Here is a 22224-nt window from a genome sequence, read left to right as displayed (position 1 = left end):
TGACAAAACAACAATGGATAATAATAGCAACAACATATTACTGGCATTCTACGGAGATGACTTTACCGGTTCCACCGATGCACTGGAATTTCTCGCCCGGGCCGGAGCAAAGACCGCTCTGTTTATTGAACCGCCAACACCGGAGCAATTAAAAAAGTATCCGGGTCTCCATGCATTTGGGGTGGCCGGTAAAACCCGTGCGATGGCGCCGGCAGAAATGGAGCAAACCCTGTTACCTGCATTTGAAAAATTAAAGCAAACCGGGGCGCGCCATGTGCATTATAAAGTCTGCTCCACCTTTGATTCTTCCCCAACAACAGGAAGCATAGGAAAAGCCATCGAAACCGGTATTACTGTTTTCAAGAACAAATGCGTGCCGTTGTTGGTAGCAGCACCTATATTGGGCCGTTATTGCCTGTTTGGTAATTTGTTTGCCCGTATGGGTATTGGCAGCAATGGAAAGATTTACAGGTTAGACAGGCACCCATCCATGAGCAAACACCCGGTAACCCCAGCCGATGAAAGTGATCTGCGGCTTCACCTGGAAAAACAAACCACGAAGAAAACCGGGCTGATAGATATGCTGCAATTATCCAGTGGATCGCTACAGGAAGCGTGGGACAAGTTGGTGCAGCAGGGATTTGATATCGCCTTATTCGATGCCTTATACCAGGAACAACTGATGCTTATTGGTGAGCTGATAGATGCACAAGCCAACTCGGGCACTTTGTTCTCCGTAGGTTCATCTGGTATAGAAATGGCGTTGGGTCAGCACTGGAACTTCACCAACCAATTGAAGTCAAGGTCTGAATGGAAACATCCCGGCAAAGCGGAACCCTTGTTGGTGATTGCAGGAAGTTGTTCGCCAGTAACGGCCGGACAGATCGATTATGCCAAATCAAAAGGGTTTGAAGAGATCTTGTTGGATGCACCTGCCATCTGCAATAATGATCAACAATCCATCTATAAAGCCATTAACAAAGCAGTTGATTGCCTGAACATGGGAAAACACGTGATCATAAGTACTGGTGGGGCAACACAGCAACAAACAATTAACTTACCCGCAGAACAATTAGGCTGGGCGTTGGGATCAGTTGCGCGTGACGCAGCGGCTCAATCACCCTTAAAAAGGATCGTGATTGCCGGTGGGGATACCAGCAGTTATGCCGCCCGCGCCATGTGGATCGAAGCCGTGGAAATGATTGCACCCCTGGTACCCGGAGCACCCTTGTGTAAAGCAAGCGCGCCCGCTTCGCCCATTGATGGACTGGAAGTGAATTTCAAGGGCGGACAGGTTGGCGGCGACAATTATTTTGAAGTGTTGATGCAGGGCCATTTGAATTAATTCGACTATAACAGAAGAAAACATCATACAACATGCAACAAAAAACATTAGGACTTATTCATACTTCAGCCACGTTGGTACCTATGTTCCAGCAATTAGTAAGTGAGTATTTGCCACAGGTAAAGGTGTTCAACATTGTTGATGACAGCCTGATAAAAAACACCATCGCCTGTGGTGAGTTAACGCCCACCACTGCGCGCAGGGTAGTAAACTATGTTGGTTCAGCCGAATTAGCAGGCGCCGATTTTATCCTGGTAACCTGTTCCTCCATTGGTCCCGCTGTAGAAGCCGCTGCTGCATTGACCAATGTGCCTGTATTGCGCGTTGACCAGCCTATGGCCGATCAGGCAGTACGCACCGGCAAGCGCATTGGCGTAATTGCTACTTTATCAACTACGCTGGCACCCACCAGCGACCTGGTAAAACGCAGAGCGATAGCAGCTGGCAAAGAAATAGAGTTGCAGGCGGTATTGTGCGAAGGCGCTTTTGACGCATTGATGAGCGGCGATGGCGCTAAACACGATGAAATGGTTGGAAAAGCCTTACGCGAATTATCTGCCAAAGTAGATGTGATCGTATTGGCGCAAGCTTCTATGGCCCGCGTGGCAGATGCCCTGGCGCCGGAAGATAAAAAAGTGCCTATCCTGGCCAGTCCAGGGATTGCGGTACAACATATTGCTTCGGTTCTTTAAAAAAAATATCTCAGTTCTTAACTATCAGTTTCAGGTTGCAGGTTACAAGTTACAGGGAGTGCAGCAATTAATGACTACCCTGAAACCTGAAACTTGTAACCTGTAACCCAAAGTTCCATATGAAAAGGGTAGCTCAATTTTTTTTAATAGCTGGTATAGTAGGAGCAGTTGCTTTACTGATCGGTGTATGTATGCAGCAACCGTCGTTGTACAAACCGGCTGCGGTCATTACGGCTGTGTGCACAGCGATCGGGTTAGGCGCTGTTCGAACAATGAAGGGATATCGGTATACCGCCTGGATCATTGCGGCTGTCGTAGCCGGCATGATGTATCCTGCCGCCTTTACCATAGTAGGTTCCATTGATCTGCGGAACAAATGGTTGATGCTGATCATCATTCAGCTGGTGATGTTTGGCATGGGTATACAAATGAAACTCGAAGATTTTACCAGTGTAGGAAAAACGGGGAGGGGCGTGGTGATTGGGTTACTATGCCATTTCTCCATCATGCCGCTGATGGGATTGCTGCTTACAAAAGTATTTCACTTTGAACCGGAGATTGCCGCCGGTATTATTTTGATTGGTTCCACTTCAAGTGGATTGGCCTCTAACGTAATGGTGTATCTGGCAAAGGCCAATCTCATGTTATCTGTTGTGGTTACTGCTATGGCTACCCTGGCAGCTCCTTTCTTTACGCCCTTATTAATGAAATTATTGGCCGGCACGCTGGTACAGGTAAAAGTGCTCAATATGATGATGGAGATCATCAAGATCGTGATCGTACCAATCGGCGCCGCCCTCTTACACGATTTTTTAAAAACAGCCTCGCCCAAAGGTGTTCGGGTGATAATTGTTTTATTTATAATAGCGGCCTTCTGGCTGGCGGCCCTGCCACTGGGTTTATGGAATTATCTATCCACTAACATTACCAATGAATCGCTGTTACAATCAATGGAAATATTCGGCTTTTTATTGAGCGCTGTCGTAGCCGGTGTATTATATCACCTGTTGGCGCAGGCCATTACAAAGCTTGATTCAACAATGCCTTATTTTTCCATGTTCGGCATCATCTATTTTACCACAGTTACCACCGCTGCCGGACATGACAATTTATTAAAGACCGGTTTTTTATTATTTCTGTGTTCAGTGATCCATAATGCCGCCGGTTTCTTCTTTGGTTACTGGTTAGGTCGTTTGTTTAAATTAGATAAAAACTCGGCCCGCACCGTAGCCTTTGAAGTGGGATTACAAAATGCCGGTATGGCATCTGGTATTGCCGCCAGTATGGGCAAACTCGGCACCCTGGGTTTACCCGCTGCCGTGTTCAGTCCATGGATGAATGTGGCGGGATCTATATTGGCTAATTACTGGCGGAAACGGCCGGTTAAAGATGCGCTGGTTGTTGCGAGTGAGAGTTTGGGTATTAAGGAGGTTGAGTTGACCAGTTGACCAGAAAGCAAGTTGATAGGGTTGACAGGGTTGATAGAGTTGATAAAGGGCGAAGGATGAAAGAGTGAGAGTTGAAAATGGTGGGGAATGTTGCTTCGTCGCGAACCCTTTCACGTTTCACGTTTCACCTTTGACGTTTCACGATTCGCCATTGCCGATTACCGATTCACGATCCATCATTAATAAATGAAGAAACATAGTATCATATTAGCTTGTTGTTTAGCGGTGCTGTTCCTGTTTCCGCAGGCAGGTAAGTATTCTGGAGTGACACCATTTACAAATGCCCCGTTAACAGATACCTCGTTGGATGAATTGTTCCGGCATCCACCGGAGCAAGCCAAACCCTGGGTGTTCTGGTACTGGATGCAGGCTGCTGCTTCCAAAGAAGGAATTACCGCCGACCTGGAAGCAATGAAATCGGCCGGACTGGGCGGCGCTTACATGATGTTCATCAAGGGAGCGGATAGTTTGCCGCTGTTCAATCCGCCGGCACAACAGTTATCACCCCATTGGTGGGAACTGGTAAAATTTGCCATGCAGGAAGCCACACGCCTGCATTTTCAATTGGGGATGCACGTAAGTGATGGTTTTGCGCTGGCCGGTGGCCCATGGATAAAACCTGAACTGTCTATGCAACGCGTGGTAAGCACAAAAACCTATGTTTCGGGAAAACAAACCTTCAATGGCATTTTGCCGCAACCTGAAACAAAAGAAAATTATTATAAAGACATTGCGGTATTTGCGTATCCCACGATGATCAAAAAAAGCATTGCGGATACGATAATGATCCCGGTAGTGACCAGCAGTGTAACTGGCGTTTCGCCGCAGTTCCTTACCGAAAAACGTAGCCGCCAGAGCTTTAAAAGCGACAGCGCCTGTTGGATACAATACGCCTACGACAAACCATTTACCTGTCGTTCTATTGTTATCAGAACCGGTGGTAATAATTATCCTTCGCGCCGGTTGCAGATCCTGGTGAGCGATGATGGCAACGTTTTCAAACCCATTGAACGGTTGCAATCACCCCGGCATGGCTGGCAGGATACCGATGCAGATGTTACCCATGCTATCAAAACAACTACAGCCCGGTATTTCAGATTTGTATATGATAAAAAAGAACTGGAACCCGGATCTGAAGACCTGGATGCTGCCAAATGGAAACCGGTGTTAAAGGTCACTGGTATTTATCTGTCCGGCGAACCTGTGATCCATCAATACGAAGGGAAAAGCGGCGCCATCTGGCGCGTAAGTGAACGCACGACTACTGCACAGGTGCCCGATTCGTTATGTGTGCCGTTGGATCGCATCATCGACATCACCAGTAAAATGACGGCTGATGGGCATCTCACCTGGCAAGTGCCCGAAGGTAACTGGACCATTATGCGGATTGGTCATACCTCAACCGGACAAACCAATGCCACCGGTGGCGGTGGTAAAGGACTGGAGTGCGATAAGTTCAATCCCGTAGCAGTAAAGCTGCAATTCGATAAATGGTTTGGAGAAGCCATTCGTCAGGCCGGTCCGGATGTAGCCAAAGAAGTACTGAAATTATTTCATATCGATAGCTGGGAATGCGGCAGCCAGAACTGGTCGCCGGTTTTCAGGGCGGAGTTTAAAAAACGCCGTGGCTATGACTGCTTACCTTATCTCATTACCATGACAGGCGTGCCCGTGCAAAGCGCCGATGTATCGGAACGCTTTTTATACGACGTGCGTCAGACAATTATAGAGCTGGTAAGAGATGTGTTTTATATAACGTTGAAAAACCTGGCGCATGAAAAGGGCTGTGTGATGAGTGCGGAAAGTATCGCTCCCACAATGACCAGTGATGGATTACTGCATTATAAGGAAGCAGATATTCCTATGGGCGAATTCTGGTTACGCAGTCCCACACATGATAAACCAAACGATATGTTCGATGCCATCTCCGGCGCACATATCTATGGCAAACCGGTTATCCAGGCAGAAGCATTTACCGAATTGCGACTGGCCTGGGATGAACATCCCGGTATGTTAAAAGCACTGGGCGATAGAAATTATGCCCTTGGTATAAACAAGCTGGTGTACCACGTATCAATGGAAAATCCCTGGCTGGACCGCAAACCGGGTATGACGTTGAATGGGATCGGGTTGTATTTTCAACGGGATCAAACCTGGTGGAAACCGGGCGTCGCCTGGGTGGAATATGCACAACGCTGTCAGGCCTTATTGCAGTTTGGTAAACCGGTAGTGGATGTGGCCGTGTTTACCGGCGAAGAAATTCCCCGCCGATCCATATTGCCTGATAGATTAGTAAGTACGCTGCCAGGCATTTTTGGCGACTCCGCTGTACAAGCAGAGAAAAAGCGATTAGCCAATGACGGTAACCCGTTACGAACGATGCCTGAAGGAGTAACACATACAGCCAATATGGCCGATCCCGAAAAATGGATCGATCCTTTGCATGGGTATGCTTATGATTGTTTTAACCCCGATGTATTGATGCAGGCTACTGTGCGCAACGGAAGAGTAGAATTCCCTGGTGGCGCCAGTTACAAAGTACTGGTGTTGCCACAGCCGCATCCTATGTCACCCGTTGCCAAACGCATGACACCGGCTGTTATAAAAAAGATTGCAGCACTGGTACAGGCCGGCGCCACCATTATTGTAAATGACGCGCCTGAACGATCATACAGCCTGGAACAAGGGCCAACTGCTGATAAAGAAGTGAAAGCAATAGCCGCTACCGTTTGGAAAAAAGCCCCGGCTGGCAAATTGAAACAATGGAAGGTAGGCAAAGGCACTGTTGTGCAGGGGCCTTATATGGAAAGTTCTTTTGTTCCTGTTGGTCTGCAAAAAGATGTGGTTATGCTGGATGCCTCGAAAAAAAACGCCGGTAATATAGCCTGGACGCACAGGGCAGGCGAAGGGGTTGATATATACTTCCTCAGCAATCAGCTTAATGAGTCAAGAGCGCTTAATGTTTCTTTACGGGTAAACGGTAAGATGCCGGAGATCTGGGATCCGGTTACGGGTGAAAAAGATTTAAAAGTGAGCTTCTCTTTTGAAAATGGGTATACTCAATTTCATTTGGAGCTGCCTGCCAGCGGATCGGCATTCGTAGTGCTGCGTACTCCAACAACAAAGGGCATTGTCAAAAATATAGATGACGAGTTTCGTGTTGATACTATCAAAAATAGCTGGACAGTTACATTTGATAGTACAAAAGGTGGTCCGGCAAAACCAGTTGTTTTTGAAAAGTTGAAAGACTGGTCAATAGATGATAATAATGCCATTAAATACTATTCCGGAACTGCTGTTTATACAACCACTTTTGATAATAATGTTACAATGTATGCCGGTCAAAGATTTAAATTAGATGTAAACAAAGTAGCCAACCTGGCAAAAGTATATGTGAATGGAATAGATTGTGGGGTGGCATGGACCCCGCCTTACCAGGTGGATGTTTCAAAAGCTATACGACCCGGTAAAAATGAATTGCGGATCGAAGTGACCAATACCTGGTTCAACCGGTTGAAAGGCGATCTGTTATTACCTGAGAAAGAACGCATCACCTGGACCAACGCACCTTTCTGGACAAAAGACAAGCCTTTATTACCAGCCGGTTTATTAGGACCGGTGGAAATTATAAGTTACTAATACGAACCGATAAATTTTATAAAAGATATGTATAAACGTATTCATCTTTTCCTCGTCCTGTTGGTAGTGGGAGATTGCGTGTACAGTCAGAACAACAGCCTGGTGAATACCAGCAAGAGCACGCATGTGAAATTACAACCGGTTGATCTGTCGGCCACCGTTTGGACAGGTGGGTTTTGGGGCGAACGGATGCAGGTATGTAAAGATTCTATGGTGCCGCATTTATGGCGCACCTATACCGATGCCAATGTGAGCCATGCGTATAAGAACTTTGAAATTGCAGCAGGCAAGGATACGGGTTCGCACAGTGGACCGCCGTTTCATGATGGTGATTTTTATAAACTGCTGGAAGGCGTAACCAGTTTATATGCGGTTACAAAAGACAAGAACCTGGAGACCATGCTCGATACGGCCATTGCTACTATTGCTGCCTGTCAGCGTGCCGATGGGTATATTCATACCCCTGTGTTGATCGAAGCACGCAAACAAACGAATAAAGAAAAAGCATTTGCAGATCGATTGAATTTTGAAACCTACAACCTCGGTCACTTAATGACCGCCGGTTGTATTCATTACCGCGTTACCGGTAAAAGAACGTTGCTGGATGTGGCGATCAAAGCAGCTGATTATCTGGATAATTTTTACAAACGGGCCTCCCCTGAGTTAGCGCGCAATGCCATTTGCCCTTCGCATTACATGGGTGTAGTGGAATTGTATCGTACAACCCGTGATCCCAAATACCTGCAACTGGCCATCAACCTTATTAATATTCGTGGATTGGTGGAAGAGGGTACAGATGATAACCAGGACCGTGTTCCTTTCCGTCAACAGAAAGAGGCGATGGGCCATGCAGTTCGAGCCAACTATTTATATGCCGGTGTAGCGGATGTATATGCTGAAACCGGTGATGATTCCCTGATGACTTGTTTGAACAGCATCTGGAACGATGTGGTGTATAAAAAAATGTACGTTACCGGCGGTTGTGGCGCTTTGTATGATGGCGTTTCTCCTTACGGAATTTCTTATAAACCGCCTGTTATTCAAAAAACGCATCAGGCCTATGGCCGTGCCTACCAGTTGCCTAATATCACTGCACATAATGAAACCTGCGCCAACATCGGCAACCTGTTGTGGAACTGGCGGATGTTGTTGTTATCGGGTGATGCCAAGTATGCCGATGTAATGGAGCTGGAATTGTACAATGGCATTTTATCAGGCATCAGCCTCGATGGAAATAATTTCTTTTATACCAACCCGCTGAGCCATTCCGCTGATTATCCTTACACCTTGCGTTGGCAGGAAGCCGGCCGTGTTCCTTATATTAAGTTGTCGAATTGCTGTCCGCCCAACACCGTGCGTACCATGGCGGAAGTAGGGGATTATGCCTATACTACTTCAGACAAAGGATTGTGGGTGCATTTGTATGGTTCTAATAAAATTTCAACAAAGCTGGAAGATGGTTCCGCGTTGGAAATGACACAACAAAGCAATTATCCCTGGGATGGTCATATTACGTTCACTGTTACAAAAGCGGAAGCAAAAGCTTTCTCGCTATACCTGCGCATCCCAGGATGGTGTGAGAAAGCAGGGTTAACGGTGAATGGCAAACCTGTAGCTGCTTCCATCAAACCGGCGCAATATGCAGCCATCAACCGTACCTGGAAAGCAGGTGATGTAGTAGAACTGGATCTGAGCATGCCGGTAACGTTGATTGAAAGCAATCCGCTTGTAGAAGAAACCCGTAACCAGCTGGCGGTGAAACGCGGCCCTGTGGTGTATTGCCTGGAATCAACCGATCTGCCAAAAGGAACCAACGTGTTTGATATTGCTATCCCTATTAAGAACGATCTGAAACCGGTTCTCACTACCATCAGCAAAAGCAAGATCGCTACCTTACAGGGAACTGCATTATTAGAACCTAAAGAAGATTGGTCAAACGCCTTATATAGAAAAGTGCGGACTACCGCAACGCCGATAAAAATAACCATGGTGCCATATTATGCCTGGGGTAATCGTGGTAAGTCGGATATGACGGTGTGGGTGCGGAAGTAGGCAGAAGGCAGAAGGCAGAAGGCAGAAGGCAGAAGGCAGAAGGCAGAAGGCAGAAAAATGCCGGTGGTGCAAGGTAATTATTAATCACAGCAATCGCGAACCATTTCACGATTGCCGATTCACGATTGCCGATTCACGTCTGCCGTTTGCCGTCTTCGGTGTTATTCATTATCGAAGTTGGTCATTCCTTTCAAAAACTCGTTCCTCTCCAAGATCTCCCCATCAAAAACATTGATCACGGTAACATGCTGGCTGTCGCCGGTGGTGTTGTCGGCTTCCATGATCTGCCAGACTATCGTTTTGTAAGTTTGATTATAGTAAATATAGATCTCGCCCGGTTTGGTAATAGGCGCTTCTTTGTCGGTAGCTGCTATTGATAATGCTTTGGAGCAGGGAATGATCTTCTTTTTCGGGTTTACGATCCCTTCAAACTGTCCTTTCTTAAGCAACCCTCCATTTTGTTTTACTTCCAGTTTAAATACAAAAGGGATCTCGCCTTTGAATTTCATTTCATAAAAGATGGCGTATACAAAGTTCACGGGGTTGTTCTCATTGTCGAGAATTACAACAGGCGTAAACAATGTTGAATTGATGGCTGAGTCAAGATATTTTACGGTTCTTACTTTTAGTTCCTTGAAGAAGGCGGCAGATGTTTCCTTGATGATTTCGCTTTGCAGGCGGGTCTTTACAGAATCGGGGATCTGGTTGTAATCAAACAATTTGAAATCCTGCACCGGTAACTCGGATGGCGCCATTGCCAGTTTGTCGACATACTTTATTTTATCGCAGGGCGATTGCGCCTGTGATAGACCTGTTATCAGGAAGAACAGCGATAAAGTGAAGCAGGACTTCATGTTCAAAAGCTTTTGATTAATTCGGGGAAAACAGATCGATCACATCTTTTTTTCTTTCTTCCGGAACCACTATGAGCGACTGCACTTTCCCATTTATAACGGTAGCTTCTACCGTAGTGTTATATGGCGCATGTAATTTAAAATGCACATCCTGGTCTTTGGGCCAGGCAGGGCAGAGGTAGATCTTTTTGCCATCGGTTTGCAACAGCATTTCCTGTAAACCAATCATGCCGCTGCCACCCCAGTTGTGATCGGGTGTCCAGTCGAAGCCAGGACCCCAGAAAGCAGGGAAGCGGCGGCCACTGTTCTTTAATTTCTGGGTTGTGAGTTGCAGCGCTTCACTGGTTAAACCCAGGCGGGCGGCAAAGATGTTATCCTGTTTCCAGCCAACATAACTTCTGAATTTGAGGGCGTCTGTATCATGTTTAAAGGTATTGATGGCGGTGTCTAAACCCGGTTTGCCAATACCATAAATCCCCCAAGGGAAAACAGGGTATAACTGTGGACATTCTGTATTGTTGATCCGCTCCCACAGTTTGGCCGGCGCAATAGTCGTGTAAGTACCAAATTGTCTGAAGTTGATAGGCGGGATGCGCAACAGCATCTGTTGCCACTGGGTGCGAGATGAATCTGCAAGATATTGTGCAGGCAATTCCAACAATCTTGTCAATACGGTACGCAACCCGGAAACCGTGCTGCTGGCGTTATACGCCATCTTATAAGTTTCTGCTGCTGAACCGGGAAAGATCACCAGTTGACCTTTTCCATCGAGTTTATTTCTTCCCCGTTTACTGGCCAGGTATTGGTAATGTTCGTTAAAGAAACGCAGACAGCTTTCAATAAGTGGAATGTATTCTTTTATGTTGTTACCGTTATACCGTTCTGTTTCCAGGATCATTAAACAAAACTCCAGCGCGGTATCCCATTCGTATTCCAGCCAGGCATTGTATTCAACACCCTTGTCAAAATCGGCGGGACGCTTCCAACCCCATTCGGTACAATTGGGTAAGCCAAAATTTTCAATCTGCTCCGGGAAGCAGGCGCCCCCATGATGCCAGTAGGTTTCACTCCGCAATTCAGCCGTATGTAATATGCGCAGGTAAAAATCAAACTGGGGTTTCATTAAATCGTAATCGCCGCTTTTCAAGAGGGGAAAGTAAACCAGCCGCTGGTTCTGCGCGGTGTGAATACCACCGCCCCAATTGCGGAAATCGGGTGTAAAGCGCAAGCTGCTATCTGTTGCTGATGGATCGTACGTGAATAAACCGCCATTGAATTTGGTAGGATAATGTCCCATGGCGTTGCAACCAAGCATATACCTAAACAATTGGTAATTGCGACCGGTTTGCCAGAGCACAGAACCGGTATCAGGCCGATTGGGTTGTAAAAAAACAAAACTTCGTTGCCAGTATTGGTTCCACCAGTTGCGGGTTTGCTGCCCCGCAGTTGCTGAACTTTTAGCAGCATCTGAACTAACGGTTTGCAACCCGGCTAACCAGGCTTCAGCAGAAGTGGTTTGCGCCGTATGCAATAAAACGGTAATGTGATGGTCGCGACTGGCTTTTTTGCTCTGCAGTTTCCAGCCCTTGAAATCGGTATCCATATAAATGCCGGTGTAGGTGCCCGCCGGTTGCAGGTTGTTACCCTGTAACGAACCGCCAAACGTTAGATTGGCAAGAGGGTTGTATAACTGGTCTTTTACCGCTTCCAGCCCCTGTTGTTTTACCGTTATATCAAAAACGTTGGGTATATCAGCACGATTGCGGTGATAAAACAGCACGGCGTTGTCCTTGAAATCAATATTATCTTTATAAGTAATTACTTCAGCGGGCGGGGCCCATTTGTAGGAATTGGCGTTATTGGCTTTGCCGGTGAGGGTGCGGTTGGTATACCGCCAGCTTTCATAACTCACTTCAGTCTTCACCGCTTCATTGCCCGTAACATCGATATGGATCACGGGACGAAACACATCCACCCAGATCTTTATGGTCGTTTGCAGCTTGTTGTTCCGGCCTTCTATTTGAACATAACCTTCCGCTAATTTCAATTCCTGTTTAAAGGATTCACCCTCAAAAGCGTTCGGTGTACATTTGACGCGTATTCTGCCTTCTTTTAATAAGGCATTGTTTTCGTCGAAGCAACCACTTTTACCCATGTACACCAACAGGTCGCCTTTTTCAACCCAAACGTTCAGTCCGATATCACCGCCGCCACAGGGCATGGATTCGCCTGCATTTCTACTTTGTGAATTCCAGATAATATTGTAAGTTGGTAATACAGACTGTGCCGGTAAAACCAGCGGCAACAGGTTACAAACGATAATTCCTGTTATAAAAAGAATTGCTTTTTTATTCATGGGCTGATGTACGATTCGAAGTTCCCGGGTGTGGAAAATTATCAGATCACACCGGGAATCAGCGAATGTAAGTATCTTGCCGTAAATTCTATTGTTATACCATATGAATGCGAAAAATAAAGAGGGTTCCCACAAAAACATCTGGTATGGAATTGGTCGCCAGCGCATAGAGATCCCGAAAACGGTGCTGAAGCAAAAAGTACTAACCAACGCCTTGTTGAATCAGTTGTACGTTTGCAGCCTGGGATATTATCCGAATGCTCGTGGTCACTATACCTACCGGAAGAAAGGGTTACCGGAAAACTTTTTATTTTATTGTGTCGATGGCGCTGGCTGGTATCAGATAGGAGATAAGAAATCAGAGGTAGGGCCGAACCAGTTTTTTATTTTACCACAGAACGTTGAACATGCTTATGGCAGCACAGATGATAATCCCTGGAGTATTTACTGGATCCATTTCGGGGGGGATTCATTACCACAAATGAATTCGCTGCAGGCCGTTCAAAAACATTTCAAACCATTTTACATCAAGAGCAGCAGTGAGATCCAGATCATGTTCTCCCGAATGTACAAAGCGCTGGAGTTAGGGTATAGTACCGATAACCTCATTTTCGCCAATTTATGTTTGCCGCATTTCCTGAGCCTGTTTATTTATAATTCGAAGCATACAACAGTTAGTCCTAACGATAAACTGGATGTGGTTGACAGCGCCATCCTGTATATGCAAGAGCATATCAATGAAAATATTTCCCTGCAGGACCTGAGCAGTCATTATAATTATTCGGCTTCCCGTTTCTCCAGTTTGTTCAAACAAAAGACCGGCTATGCACCCATCGATTATTTCATTCAGATGAAAATGCAAAAGGCCAGTCAGCAGCTCGACTTTAGCACCAACTCCGTAAAAGATATTGCCTTAAGTATGGGTTTCGATGATCCGTATTATTTTTCGAAACGCTTTCGTAAGATCATTGGTTTATCTCCGAAACAGTATCGTTCGCAGAAAAAGGATTAAGTTAACAAGTTGACGTGTTAACTGGTTAACTCGTCAACTCGTCAACTGGTCAACTCTTTATTTCGCTCCAAATTTATAGGCTATACCTACATTAATTTCCCGCGGATCACCCAGGTTATAACTCAGCGTACTGCCCGATTTGCTGGCATAAGTTGAATAATACTTATTAGTAGCGTTCATGGCATTCACCCAAACTTCAAAAGCATGAATGGTATAGCCGGCGCGCAGATTCAGCAGATCATACCCGCTATATTTTTTTGTATTGGCATTATCCATGAAATAAGACCCGATGTGCTGCCATTCGGCGCCCACCCGTAAGCCTTTTGCAAAAACAGGTTTATAGGTTACTTCAGCGTTACCAATAAACCGCGGGCCTCCGGCCAGCTGGTTATGGTTGTAGGCCACTCCCTTTTCAACATAATCACCAAAGGTGTGTTTGCTGTTGGCCGCGCTGAACCGGACAGACAACTCATTCACGGGGCGCCAGGTGATGCCATATTCAATACCCGTATGTTTTGTTTTGCCGGCGTTCTGGTTTTCGGTAGAACCGTCAGGGTTCTTTACACTGATGATCTCATTGGTGCCGTTTAACAGGTACCAGCTCCAGTCGGCATACAACTTATTTTTAAGCAGGGAGAACCAGCCGCCTACTTCATAATTATAAAATGTCTGTGAGCCAAGAAAGGGCACTTTTACTCCTACGTACAGATCGCTGATCTGTGGCGGTACAAAACCCTCGCTGTAATTGGCGTACAAACCCAGGCCTTTGTAATTATACGTAGCACCTATTTTTGGCGAGAAGCGGTTGAAACTGTTTTTGGTAGAAGGCGACCCCGTGTATGCAGAAGGCGGCAATGCATTTTCGAAATTATAGTGATAGAAATCGTACCGAAGGGCTGCGGTCACCTTCAACCCCTTTGCCAGTTCTGCTTCGTAATGTAAATACGAAGCCAGGTTATTGATGCCTACTGAATATTGGCTCAATACGGAATCTGTGTTGGTATAGCTGATATAATACCCCCGGTTGTCGCGTTGAATGTTGATGAAGTGGGCGACATAGGCAGAGGGACTGTTATCTACAGTAATACCTGCGATCAGTTTACTGTTCAGGAAATTGAACGATTGCTGGTGTTGGGCCATCACCATATACGTGTTGAAGGAGCTGTTATTGATCTCTCCATAAGCCATCATTGGATCGGTTGCATTCTTCACGCGGTAGGATGGGTTTTGTTGTACCGAGTTGTCCCGGTATACGAAAGATACCTGCGTAGTGCTGTTGTCATTCCATTGATGGAAGAGCTGCGATTTATAGCGAAGGGCAGGCACTTTGCGATACGTGAATGTCTGCGGCGTGCTGTAGTCTTTATTGGCGAAATGCACGCTGTCGAGAGATCCCAGCATATCACTGAAATAATTTACATACGTGATATCGTTCACCCATTTTGTTTTTTCACTGATGGCATAATCACCACGAACAGTGATGCCGATTTTATGAAAATCGCTGTGATCAATAGGGCCGTTGTGCCGGTCGGCATAATAACCGCTGATCAGCAACCCAAATTTTCCAAACGTATTGCCCACCTGAACATCCGTTCTTTTATAGCCGGTGTTGGTGATCTGTGCGCTGACCTTGCCGGTGAGTAAGGCAGGCGGCGCCTGGGTGATGATATTTACTGCGCCACCAATGGCTTCAGCGCCATATAGTGAAGAAGAAGGCCCTTTAATAACCTCTATCTGGCGGGCTGCAGGCAGGTTCATTTCCAGTAACGCATTGTGGTTGTAAACACCCGTGGTGCGAATGGGAATGCCGTCTTCCAGGTACAGAAACAGGCTCTTGGTGGTCATTGGTTGGCGAATGCTCATTTCATGCTGCTCATTACCGAGGTTCACCATGTTCACGCCGCTTACTTTATTCACCAGTTGATCGATGCGGGTGGCCTTGGTGTCTTCCATCGTTTGTTTGCTGATGGTGGTAATGGCTACAGGCGCTTCGCTGCGTTTTTGAGCGGTTCTGCTGGCGCTGACCACTATTTCCTGTAAGCTGTTATTGTTACTTTGTAAGTTTACCAGTAATATACTTTCTGTGCCTGCCTGGATGGTTACAGGCTGGTATCCCAATGAAGAAATAATGAGTTCGTTCGCGGTATCTGCCATTGGCAGGGTGAATTCTCCATTCGTATTGGTAATAGTTCCTTTATTGCTTTGTTTGATCTGTACAGAAGCCCGGGCTATCGGTTCGTGCGTAATGGCGTCTATCACTTTGCCGGTGCAGTTTGTTTGCGAATAGGAGCGGAGCCCGGTCAATACGATCAGTAAAGCAGTTGCCCATTTTATAAAGCGTCTCATGGTCATAGCGTATTGCACATGCAGTAGCCAATTCAGGCAATACAAAGCCTGCTTGCTTTCGCATGCTAAGGTTGAAGTGGAATTATTCGTTGGAACAGGTTTATTACATTACATACTGTAAATAGCATGCCTTCAGGGACATACCTACAGCAGGTAAGAAACAAATAAAAATGAAAATGATTGAGATGTGTGGAGTAGCGATTACACTTGTGGCGGATGGAAAACTGCGTCTATTGCCCTTTGTGAGATGGGATCGGTATACCGCGATACATGTACCGGTTTTTCGTTGATTACAAGGTAGTGCGTTTCAACTTTCTTTTCACTAAATAATACTACCTCGAATTTCAGGCTTGAACCACCATTGAGTGGGATGTCCTGCGATTTTTCCTCTTTGTTCAGCTGTTTGGTCAAATAACATTTACCATGACAGCAGCTTCTGGGTTTGTTGCGGTTCTGGCACAAACTGGCCGCAATAGCCTTTTGATTGACCTTGAAATTCAGGACGATAAGGCTTTTGCTGAAGGTTTGCCCCAGCATGCCTATCAGGAACACTATCGTCCACCATTTATTCAAGTCTTCAAATTTCAGGCAAAGATATCAGGTTAACGAATAAACTGCATGAAAATTATCAGTTTATCAGTTGACTTTTGTCATATTATACTTGCTTTGTCTTTGCTACTGTTTTTCTACTAGTAAGAAGCAGGGCAAACGGCCCTCCTACGCTAAAGCTTCGGCGGGCGAAGCAGAGGGCAGAGACGTGAAACGTGAAAGGACTCGCGACAGGGAAATATTCCTCACTGTTTTCATCTCTCACTTGTTTCATCTTTTCCTCCTTTATCAACTGTATCAACCTTTTCAACCCTATCAACCCTCTACTTTATTTCCCTAAGCTTCTTCTTTCTTATTAACTTGTCAACTTGTTAACTTGTCAACTCGTCAACTGATCAACTGGTCAACCTGCTCCCGGTTAAACTATAGCCTTTTTACAAAAAAATTGCTATTTCAAAAAAAACTCTACCTTTACCCCACTTTAGGGGTGTCCATACATCGGACTGAGATAATACCCTTTGAACCTGATGCAGTTCGTACTGCCGAAGGGAAAAGTGAAAGTCTTCTTTTATTTTCATTTCTTTCATTTCTCTTTTGCTGCATGTTCATTCCCTGAAGTGATAAAAAAACGTAGGTATGAACATTCTTATCAATCAACAATCCAGGGATATTCCTGACCAATGTTCGTTGGAGCAATTGCTCATCCAGGTATTAGGCATACCGGTTGCCGGTTTGGCAGTAGCGGTTCATGAAACCGTTATTCCCAGCACCGATTGGCCGGCTTATATTTTACAGCCAGCTGATAAAGTCATGCTGATCCGGGCTACACAGGGAGGGTAGCCGGTTACCAGTTACCGGTTACCCCTATCGCGGCAATTGGCGCGCACCAGTATTGCCGATTCAATCGCCAGCTGGCTGACCGATTGCCGACTTTCGATTCACGAATTCACCATTCACCAAAAAATATTATAATGAAGAAGGAAGCTATTCCAAGTCAACAAAAAATAACTACAGCGCCTTTTCCGGGATCGAAAAAGATATATGTAAAAGGACAACTGCATAAAGATGTAGCGGTTGCCATGCGTGAGATCTCACTCACCGACACCCAACTTCATGGTAAAAAAGGCGCTACCGAAAAGAACGCTTCTGTTACTGTATATGATACCAGCGGGCCGTATACCGATCCAAATCTAATCATCGATGTAAAGAAGGGCTTGTCGCCCCTGCGTGAAAAATGGATCATCGATCGCCAGGATACCGAACAATTGCAACAGGTATCTTCTTCGTATGGTCTTGATCGATTGAATAATGAAAAGCTGGATGCCTTCCGCTTTGAACACCTGAGAAAACCGCGGCGCGCCAAAAGCGGCTATAACGTCAGCCAATTGCATTATGCCCGTAAAGGTATCATTACGCCGGAGATGGAATACATCGCCATTCGCGAGAACCAGCGGTTCGATCAGTTAAAAGAACAACTGAATGGCACCTATGCCATGCTGGCGCAGCAACATACGGGGCATAGCTTTGGCGCCAATACCCCAAAAAGTTATATCACCCCGGAATTTGTTCGGGATGAAATCGCAGCCGGTCGCGCCATTATTCCCAGCAATATCAATCACCCTGAAAGTGAACCCATGATCATCGGGCGCAATTTCCTGGTGAAGATCAATGCCAATATCGGTAACTCGGCAGTAACCTCCAGCATTGAAGAAGAAGTGGAGAAAGCCGTATGGGCCTGTCGCTGGGGCGCCGATACCATCATGGACCTATCAACCGGTAAAAATATTCATGAAACGCGGGAGTGGATCATTCGTAACTCACCCGTACCCATTGGTACCGTGCCTATTTACCAGGCTTTGGAAAAAGTAAATGGAAAAGCCGAAGAACTGACCTGGGAACTGTTTCGGGATACCCTGATAGAGCAGGCGGAGCAGGGCGTTGATTATTTCACCATACATGCAGGTGTGCTGTTGCGTTATATTCCATTAACCGCCAAACGCATTACGGGGATTGTATCCCGCGGTGGCAGCATCATGGCCAAATGGTGTCTGGCGCATCACAAAGAAAGTTTTCTGTATACCCATTTTGAAGAGATCTGCGAGATCATGAAAGCATATGATGTGGCATTCTCCCTGGGCGATGGATTGCGTCCCGGAAGTTTGGCCGATGCCAATGATGCTGCGCAATTTGCTGAGTTGGAAACATTGGGTGAGCTTACGGACATTGCCTGGAAGCATGATGTGCAAACCATGATCGAAGGACCGGGTCACGTGCCCATGCACATGATCAAGGAGAATATGGATAAACAACTGAAGCATTGTAAAGAAGCGCCTTTTTATACCCTCGGGCCGTTGACCACTGATATTGCGCCCGGCTACGATCATATCACTTCTGCCATTGGCGCAGCCATGATCGGTTGGTTTGGTACCGCCATGCTATGTTATGTAACGCCCAAAGAACACCTGGGTTTACCCAACAAAAAAGATGTAAAGGATGGCGTGATCACCTATAAGATCGCAGCCCATGCAGCCGATCTGGCGAAGGGACATCCCGGCGCGCAATACCGCGATAATGCATTGAGCAAAGCGCGTTTTGAATTCCGTTGGGAAGATCAGTTCAACCTTTCTCTCGATCCTGATACGGCTCGCGAGTTTCATGATGAAACCCTGCCGGCCGATGGCGCTAAAGTGGCGCATTTCTGTTCCATGTGTGGACCGAACTTCTGCTCCATGAAAATTACGCAGGATGTTCGCGAGTATGCAGCCGAAAATAATTTGCAGGATGGGGATGCCATACAGAAGGGGATGGAGGAGAAGTCGAAAGAATTTGCAGAGAAAGGAAGTCAATTGTACCTGTAATGTTTAAGCTGGTTGTTATATCAAGTGCTACTGCAGTGCCAAACGAAGCGGCCATCATTCAGCAATTATTTGCCGAAGGGTTGGACGTGTTTCATTTGCGCAAGCCGGAAGCTGATGAACAAGCAGTGCGGCAATTGATAGAAGCCATTCCGGCTGAATATCATAACCGGATTGCCTTACACGGCTTCTTTCATTTGATGTCGGCATTTAACATCCATCGCTGGCATTACAGGGAAGAAAACAGGCAGTCAACATCTAAAGAAGAGATGACGCAATTGAAAAACAAAGGCTACACGTTAAGCACTTCGGTGCATGACCTGCCAACATTACAAAGGTTGACATCGCTTTTTTCCTATGCCTTTTTTTCGCCGGTATTCGACAGTATTTCCAAACAGCAATACAAGGGTGTAGCCGATGTTGATTTTTATTTGAAGGATGAACAGAAGCCCATATCAGTAATAGCGCTGGGTGGCGTGGATGCCGGGAATATCCGATCAGCCATGTCTATGAATTTTGATGGAGCGGCATTGTTGGGCGCCATCTGGAAAGAACCGGCAAACGCCGTTGAAAATTATAAACTATGCAAACACCACGTCCTAACGTTTTGACCATAGCGGGTTTCGACCCCAGCGGCGGCGCAGGGGTGCTGGCCGATTGCAAAACTTTTGAACAACACGCGGTTTATGGCTTTGGGGTTTGTTCCGCCTTAACGGTTCAAACCGATGACAGCTTTTTAAATATTCACTGGCTATCAGCAGAGCGGATCATTGAGCAATTGCAACCGCTGATGAACAAATTTGTAATATCAGCCTGTAAGATCGGGATCATCGATTCGCTGGAAACCCTGCTGGAGGTGCTCGTGTTCTTAAAAGAAAGCAATCCAGCCATACAAATTGTATGGGACCCGGTTTTAAAAGCCAGCGCCGGGTACGATTTTCATGCAGTGGATACCTTTCACAGCCTGGATGCGGTATTAGCCGGGGTAACCCTTGTTACGCCCAACTACAGTGAACTGCAACAACTGCAGTCCATTACCGGTGAAGCGTTGATAAAAAATGACCGGGCTGTGTTTTGTTCTGTACTCTTAAAAGGCGGGCACAGGCCGGATGCATTGGGTGTTGATACTTTGTATGAAGCCGCCGGATATACAACAATAGAGGCAGGTGTTTCAACCGTATTTCCCAAACACGGATCGGGTTGTGTACTGTCGGCCGCCATTACCGCCCGGCTGGCGCAAGGTGCAACGCTGCCCGAGGCATGCCGCGGTGCGAAACAGTATATAGAATCATTTTTAAACAGCAACCAGTCATTACTGGGATATCATACAACATGTTAGAACGGGTATATTTTATTTCACAGCAAACTGCGACAAAAACGCATGTAACGGCCATCGAAGAAGCGCTGGACGCCGGTTGTAAACTGGTACAATTGCGTGTAAAGAACCAACCTGAAACGGTAGTGCTGGAACTGGCAAAGGCCGTAAAAACCTTGTGCGACCGGCACAACGCCAAACTGATCATTAATGATTTTCCGCAGGTGGCCAGGTCGGTAAATGCCTGGGGCGTACATGTAGGTTTGCAGGATATGGCTGTACGGGATGTTCGGGCCATTGTAGGCAGAGACATGATCGTTGGCGGCACTGCCAATACCTTTGAACATATTCAACAGCGGATACTGGAAGGCGTTGATTATGTGGGGTTAGGGCCTTTCCGTTTTACGACCACCAAAGAAAAATTAAGCCCGGTGCTGGGCCTCGAAGGCTATCAACGCATTATGGATCAAATGCGCGCAGCAGCGTTCTATACACCTATTGTGGCTATTGGTGGCATTCTGCCTGATGATGTGCCTGGGTTAAGAGATGCCGGAGTATATGGTGTTGCTGTTTCGGGTGCCATTTCCAATACTGTTGATAGAGAAGCAGCCGTGAAAAAGATTAATGGTTTGTATAGTTTTTAAGATTATCAAAAACGAAACACTATGTTAACGATAGCGAATAAAACATTCAAGTCCCGTCTTTTTACCGGAACGGGAAAATTCAGTTCAACCGAAGCAATGGAAGATGCGTTGCTGGCATCCGGTTCAGAACTGGTAACGGTAGCGTTGAAACGGGTTGATATGAACAATCCGCAGGATGATATTTTACGTCACCTGCAACATGAACACATCAACCTGCTGCCCAATACCTCGGGCGTGCGTACAGCCAAAGAAGCCATCTTTGCCGCGCAACTGGCGCGCGAGGCGTTGCAAACCAACTGGCTGAAGCTGGAAATACATCCCGATCCCAAATACCTGATGCCCGACCCGGTTGAAACCTTACGGGCAACCGAAGAACTGGTAAAAATGGGTTTTGTGGTGTTGCCATATATTCATGCCGATCCGGTTTTATGTAAACGTCTGGAAGAAGCCGGGGCTGCCGCCGTAATGCCGCTTGGTTCACCCATTGGCAGCAACAAAGGCTTAAAAACAATTGATTTTTTAGAGATCATTATAGAACAAAGCAAGGTGCCGGTAGTAGTAGATGCGGGTATCGGTTCACCCTCAGATGCAGCCAAAGCATTGGAGATTGGCGCCGATGCAGTATTAGTAAACACGGCTATTGCAGTGGCCGGTCAACCGGTGCAAATGGCCACCGCTTTTAAAATGGCTGTAGAAGCAGGCAGAATAGCCTACGAAGCACGACTGGCCAAACCATTGAACACCGCTATTGCAAGTAGTCCTTTAACGGCGTTTTTAGATGAAACGTCTATGGCAAAATTTTCATTATGACATACAGGGCAATGAAAATTTTGCCATAGCCTGTCCCGACTTGTCGGGAGTAAGTTCCATCTGGCCAAAACACAATTGATATTTACAGATAAATACCATGGATAGTTTTATCGACATCTTCAATCAATACAACTGGGACGAGGTGAAGCAGCGTATTTACAGCAAAACAACTGCTGATGTGGAGGCTGCCCTGGGCAGACAAAGCAGAACGCTGGATGATTTTATGGCGCTGATCTCGCCCGCTGCTGCTCCTTACCTGGAACCCATGGCGCGGTTGAGCCAACAACTCACCCAGCAACGTTTTGGG

At 46.3% G+C, this 22224-nt stretch carries 16 protein-coding genes, 1 pseudogene and 1 riboswitch; of the genes and pseudogenes, 13 read left to right on the top strand and 4 right to left on the bottom strand.

The genetic code is table 11. The features are described 5' to 3' along the window. The 5 genes from ACJ751_RS18710 to ACJ751_RS18690 form a co-directional block, all read left to right on the top strand. A partial coding sequence (locus tag ACJ751_RS18710; protein ID WP_407747041.1) for a four-carbon acid sugar kinase family protein occupies positions 1-1345 on the top strand: 1345 nt, incomplete at its 5' end. 32 nt (positions 1346-1377) lie between these two features. After that, positions 1378-2037 carry an aspartate/glutamate racemase family protein gene (locus tag ACJ751_RS18705; RefSeq protein WP_407747040.1) on the top strand — a complete coding sequence of 220 codons (660 nt, stop codon included), beginning with the start codon at positions 1378-1380 and terminating at the stop codon, positions 2035-2037. A 119-nt stretch (positions 2038-2156) separates the two neighbouring features. Then, complete coding sequence (locus ACJ751_RS18700; RefSeq protein WP_407747039.1) at positions 2157-3485, top strand: bile acid:sodium symporter family protein; 1329 nt, start codon at positions 2157-2159, stop codon at positions 3483-3485. A 186-nt stretch (positions 3486-3671) separates the two neighbouring features. Then, the gene (locus tag ACJ751_RS18695) at positions 3672-7124 is read left to right on the top strand and encodes a glycosyl hydrolase (protein WP_407747038.1); all 3453 of its coding nucleotides are present in this window, start codon (positions 3672-3674) and stop codon (positions 7122-7124) included. Positions 7125-7151: 27 nt separating this feature from the next. Continuing rightward, positions 7152-9176 carry a glycoside hydrolase family 127 protein gene (locus ACJ751_RS18690; protein ID WP_407747037.1) on the top strand — a complete coding sequence of 675 codons (2025 nt, stop codon included), beginning with the start codon at positions 7152-7154 and terminating at the stop codon, positions 9174-9176. A 161-nt stretch (positions 9177-9337) separates the two neighbouring features. On the opposite strand, the gene ACJ751_RS18685 is transcribed toward ACJ751_RS18690, so the two are convergent. Beyond that, positions 9338-10030, bottom strand: coding sequence for a hypothetical protein (locus ACJ751_RS18685; protein WP_407747036.1), 693 nt, complete (start codon positions 10028-10030; stop codon positions 9338-9340). Between the two features lie 16 nt (positions 10031-10046). Further along, positions 10047-12386, bottom strand: a complete 2340-nt coding sequence (locus ACJ751_RS18680; protein ID WP_407747035.1) for a DUF5703 domain-containing protein — start codon at positions 12384-12386, stop codon at positions 10047-10049. A 103-nt stretch (positions 12387-12489) separates the two neighbouring features. On the opposite strand from ACJ751_RS18680, the gene ACJ751_RS18675 reads away from it, so the two are divergent. Next, positions 12490-13398, top strand: coding sequence for an AraC family transcriptional regulator (locus ACJ751_RS18675; RefSeq protein ID WP_407747034.1), 909 nt, complete (start codon positions 12490-12492; stop codon positions 13396-13398). A 57-nt stretch (positions 13399-13455) separates the two neighbouring features. Here ACJ751_RS18675 and ACJ751_RS18670 read toward each other — a convergent pair whose 3' ends face one another. Both ACJ751_RS18670 and ACJ751_RS18665 read right to left on the bottom strand, forming a co-directional pair. After that, positions 13456-15744, bottom strand: coding sequence for a TonB-dependent receptor (locus ACJ751_RS18670; RefSeq protein WP_407747033.1), 2289 nt, complete (start codon positions 15742-15744; stop codon positions 13456-13458). A 201-nt stretch (positions 15745-15945) separates the two neighbouring features. Then, the gene (locus ACJ751_RS18665; protein ID WP_407747032.1) at positions 15946-16317 is read right to left on the bottom strand and encodes a hypothetical protein; all 372 of its coding nucleotides are present in this window, start codon (positions 16315-16317) and stop codon (positions 15946-15948) included. 449 nt (positions 16318-16766) lie between these two features. After that, a riboswitch (TPP riboswitch) is annotated at positions 16767-16861 on the top strand. Positions 16862-16929: 68 nt separating this feature from the next. On the opposite strand from ACJ751_RS18665, the gene thiS reads away from it, so the two are divergent. The 7 genes and pseudogenes from thiS to thiH form a co-directional block, all read left to right on the top strand. Then, on the top strand, positions 16930-17133 hold the full coding sequence (gene thiS, locus ACJ751_RS18660) for a sulfur carrier protein ThiS (protein ID WP_407747031.1): 204 nt from the start codon (positions 16930-16932) through the stop codon (positions 17131-17133). A gap of 131 nt (positions 17134-17264) precedes the next feature. Continuing rightward, positions 17265-19151 (top strand): phosphomethylpyrimidine synthase ThiC, encoded by a 1887-nt coding sequence (gene thiC, locus ACJ751_RS18655; protein ID WP_407747030.1) that lies wholly within the window; start codon positions 17265-17267, stop codon positions 19149-19151. Further along, positions 19151-19759, top strand: coding sequence for a thiamine phosphate synthase (locus ACJ751_RS18650; RefSeq protein ID WP_407747029.1), 609 nt, complete (start codon positions 19151-19153; stop codon positions 19757-19759). Before thiC ends, ACJ751_RS18650 begins: the two co-directional genes overlap by 1 nt. Continuing rightward, complete coding sequence (locus tag ACJ751_RS18645) at positions 19732-20487, top strand: hydroxymethylpyrimidine/phosphomethylpyrimidine kinase (protein WP_407747028.1); 756 nt, start codon at positions 19732-19734, stop codon at positions 20485-20487. Before ACJ751_RS18650 ends, ACJ751_RS18645 begins: the two co-directional genes overlap by 28 nt. Next, on the top strand, positions 20481-21107 hold the full coding sequence (locus ACJ751_RS18640) for a thiamine phosphate synthase (RefSeq protein WP_407747027.1): 627 nt from the start codon (positions 20481-20483) through the stop codon (positions 21105-21107). Before ACJ751_RS18645 ends, ACJ751_RS18640 begins: the two co-directional genes overlap by 7 nt. A 21-nt stretch (positions 21108-21128) precedes the next feature. Then, positions 21129-21917 (top strand): thiazole synthase, encoded by a 789-nt coding sequence (locus tag ACJ751_RS18635; RefSeq protein ID WP_407747026.1) that lies wholly within the window; start codon positions 21129-21131, stop codon positions 21915-21917. Between the two features lie 97 nt (positions 21918-22014). Continuing rightward, positions 22015-22224, top strand: a pseudogene (gene thiH, locus ACJ751_RS18630) (2-iminoacetate synthase ThiH); the annotation flags it as partial.

The organism is Niastella sp., from assembly GCF_045805085.1.
In the GTDB taxonomy this organism is placed as follows: Bacteria; Bacteroidota; Bacteroidia; order Chitinophagales; family Chitinophagaceae; genus Niastella.
The sequence above is the reverse complement of the archived record's forward strand: the minus strand, read 5'-3'. Positions and strand labels throughout refer to the sequence as shown.

What these genes read in the sequence shown, in the direction of transcription:
- ACJ751_RS18650 (WP_407747029.1), top strand. Translation starts at nt 19,151, where the DNA reads ATGTTTAAGCTGGTTGTTATATCAAGTGCTACTGCAGTGCCAAACGAA.
- ACJ751_RS18685 (WP_407747036.1), bottom strand. Translation starts at nt 10,030, where the DNA reads ATGAAGTCCTGCTTCACTTTATCGCTGTTCTTCCTGATAACAGGTCTA.
- ACJ751_RS18690 (WP_407747037.1), top strand. Translation starts at nt 7,152, where the DNA reads ATGTATAAACGTATTCATCTTTTCCTCGTCCTGTTGGTAGTGGGAGAT.
- ACJ751_RS18680 (WP_407747035.1), bottom strand. Translation starts at nt 12,386, where the DNA reads ATGAATAAAAAAGCAATTCTTTTTATAACAGGAATTATCGTTTGTAAC.
- thiS (WP_407747031.1), top strand. Translation starts at nt 16,930, where the DNA reads ATGAACATTCTTATCAATCAACAATCCAGGGATATTCCTGACCAATGT.
- ACJ751_RS18640 (WP_407747027.1), top strand. Translation starts at nt 20,481, where the DNA reads ATGTTAGAACGGGTATATTTTATTTCACAGCAAACTGCGACAAAAACG.
- ACJ751_RS18670 (WP_407747033.1), bottom strand. Translation starts at nt 15,744, where the DNA reads ATGAGACGCTTTATAAAATGGGCAACTGCTTTACTGATCGTATTGACC.
- ACJ751_RS18700 (WP_407747039.1), top strand. Translation starts at nt 2,157, where the DNA reads ATGAAAAGGGTAGCTCAATTTTTTTTAATAGCTGGTATAGTAGGAGCA.
- ACJ751_RS18695 (WP_407747038.1), top strand. Translation starts at nt 3,672, where the DNA reads ATGAAGAAACATAGTATCATATTAGCTTGTTGTTTAGCGGTGCTGTTC.
- thiC (WP_407747030.1), top strand. Translation starts at nt 17,265, where the DNA reads ATGAAGAAGGAAGCTATTCCAAGTCAACAAAAAATAACTACAGCGCCT.
- ACJ751_RS18635 (WP_407747026.1), top strand. Translation starts at nt 21,129, where the DNA reads ATGTTAACGATAGCGAATAAAACATTCAAGTCCCGTCTTTTTACCGGA.
- ACJ751_RS18675 (WP_407747034.1), top strand. Translation starts at nt 12,490, where the DNA reads ATGAATGCGAAAAATAAAGAGGGTTCCCACAAAAACATCTGGTATGGA.
- ACJ751_RS18705 (WP_407747040.1), top strand. Translation starts at nt 1,378, where the DNA reads ATGCAACAAAAAACATTAGGACTTATTCATACTTCAGCCACGTTGGTA.
- ACJ751_RS18645 (WP_407747028.1), top strand. Translation starts at nt 19,732, where the DNA reads ATGCAAACACCACGTCCTAACGTTTTGACCATAGCGGGTTTCGACCCC.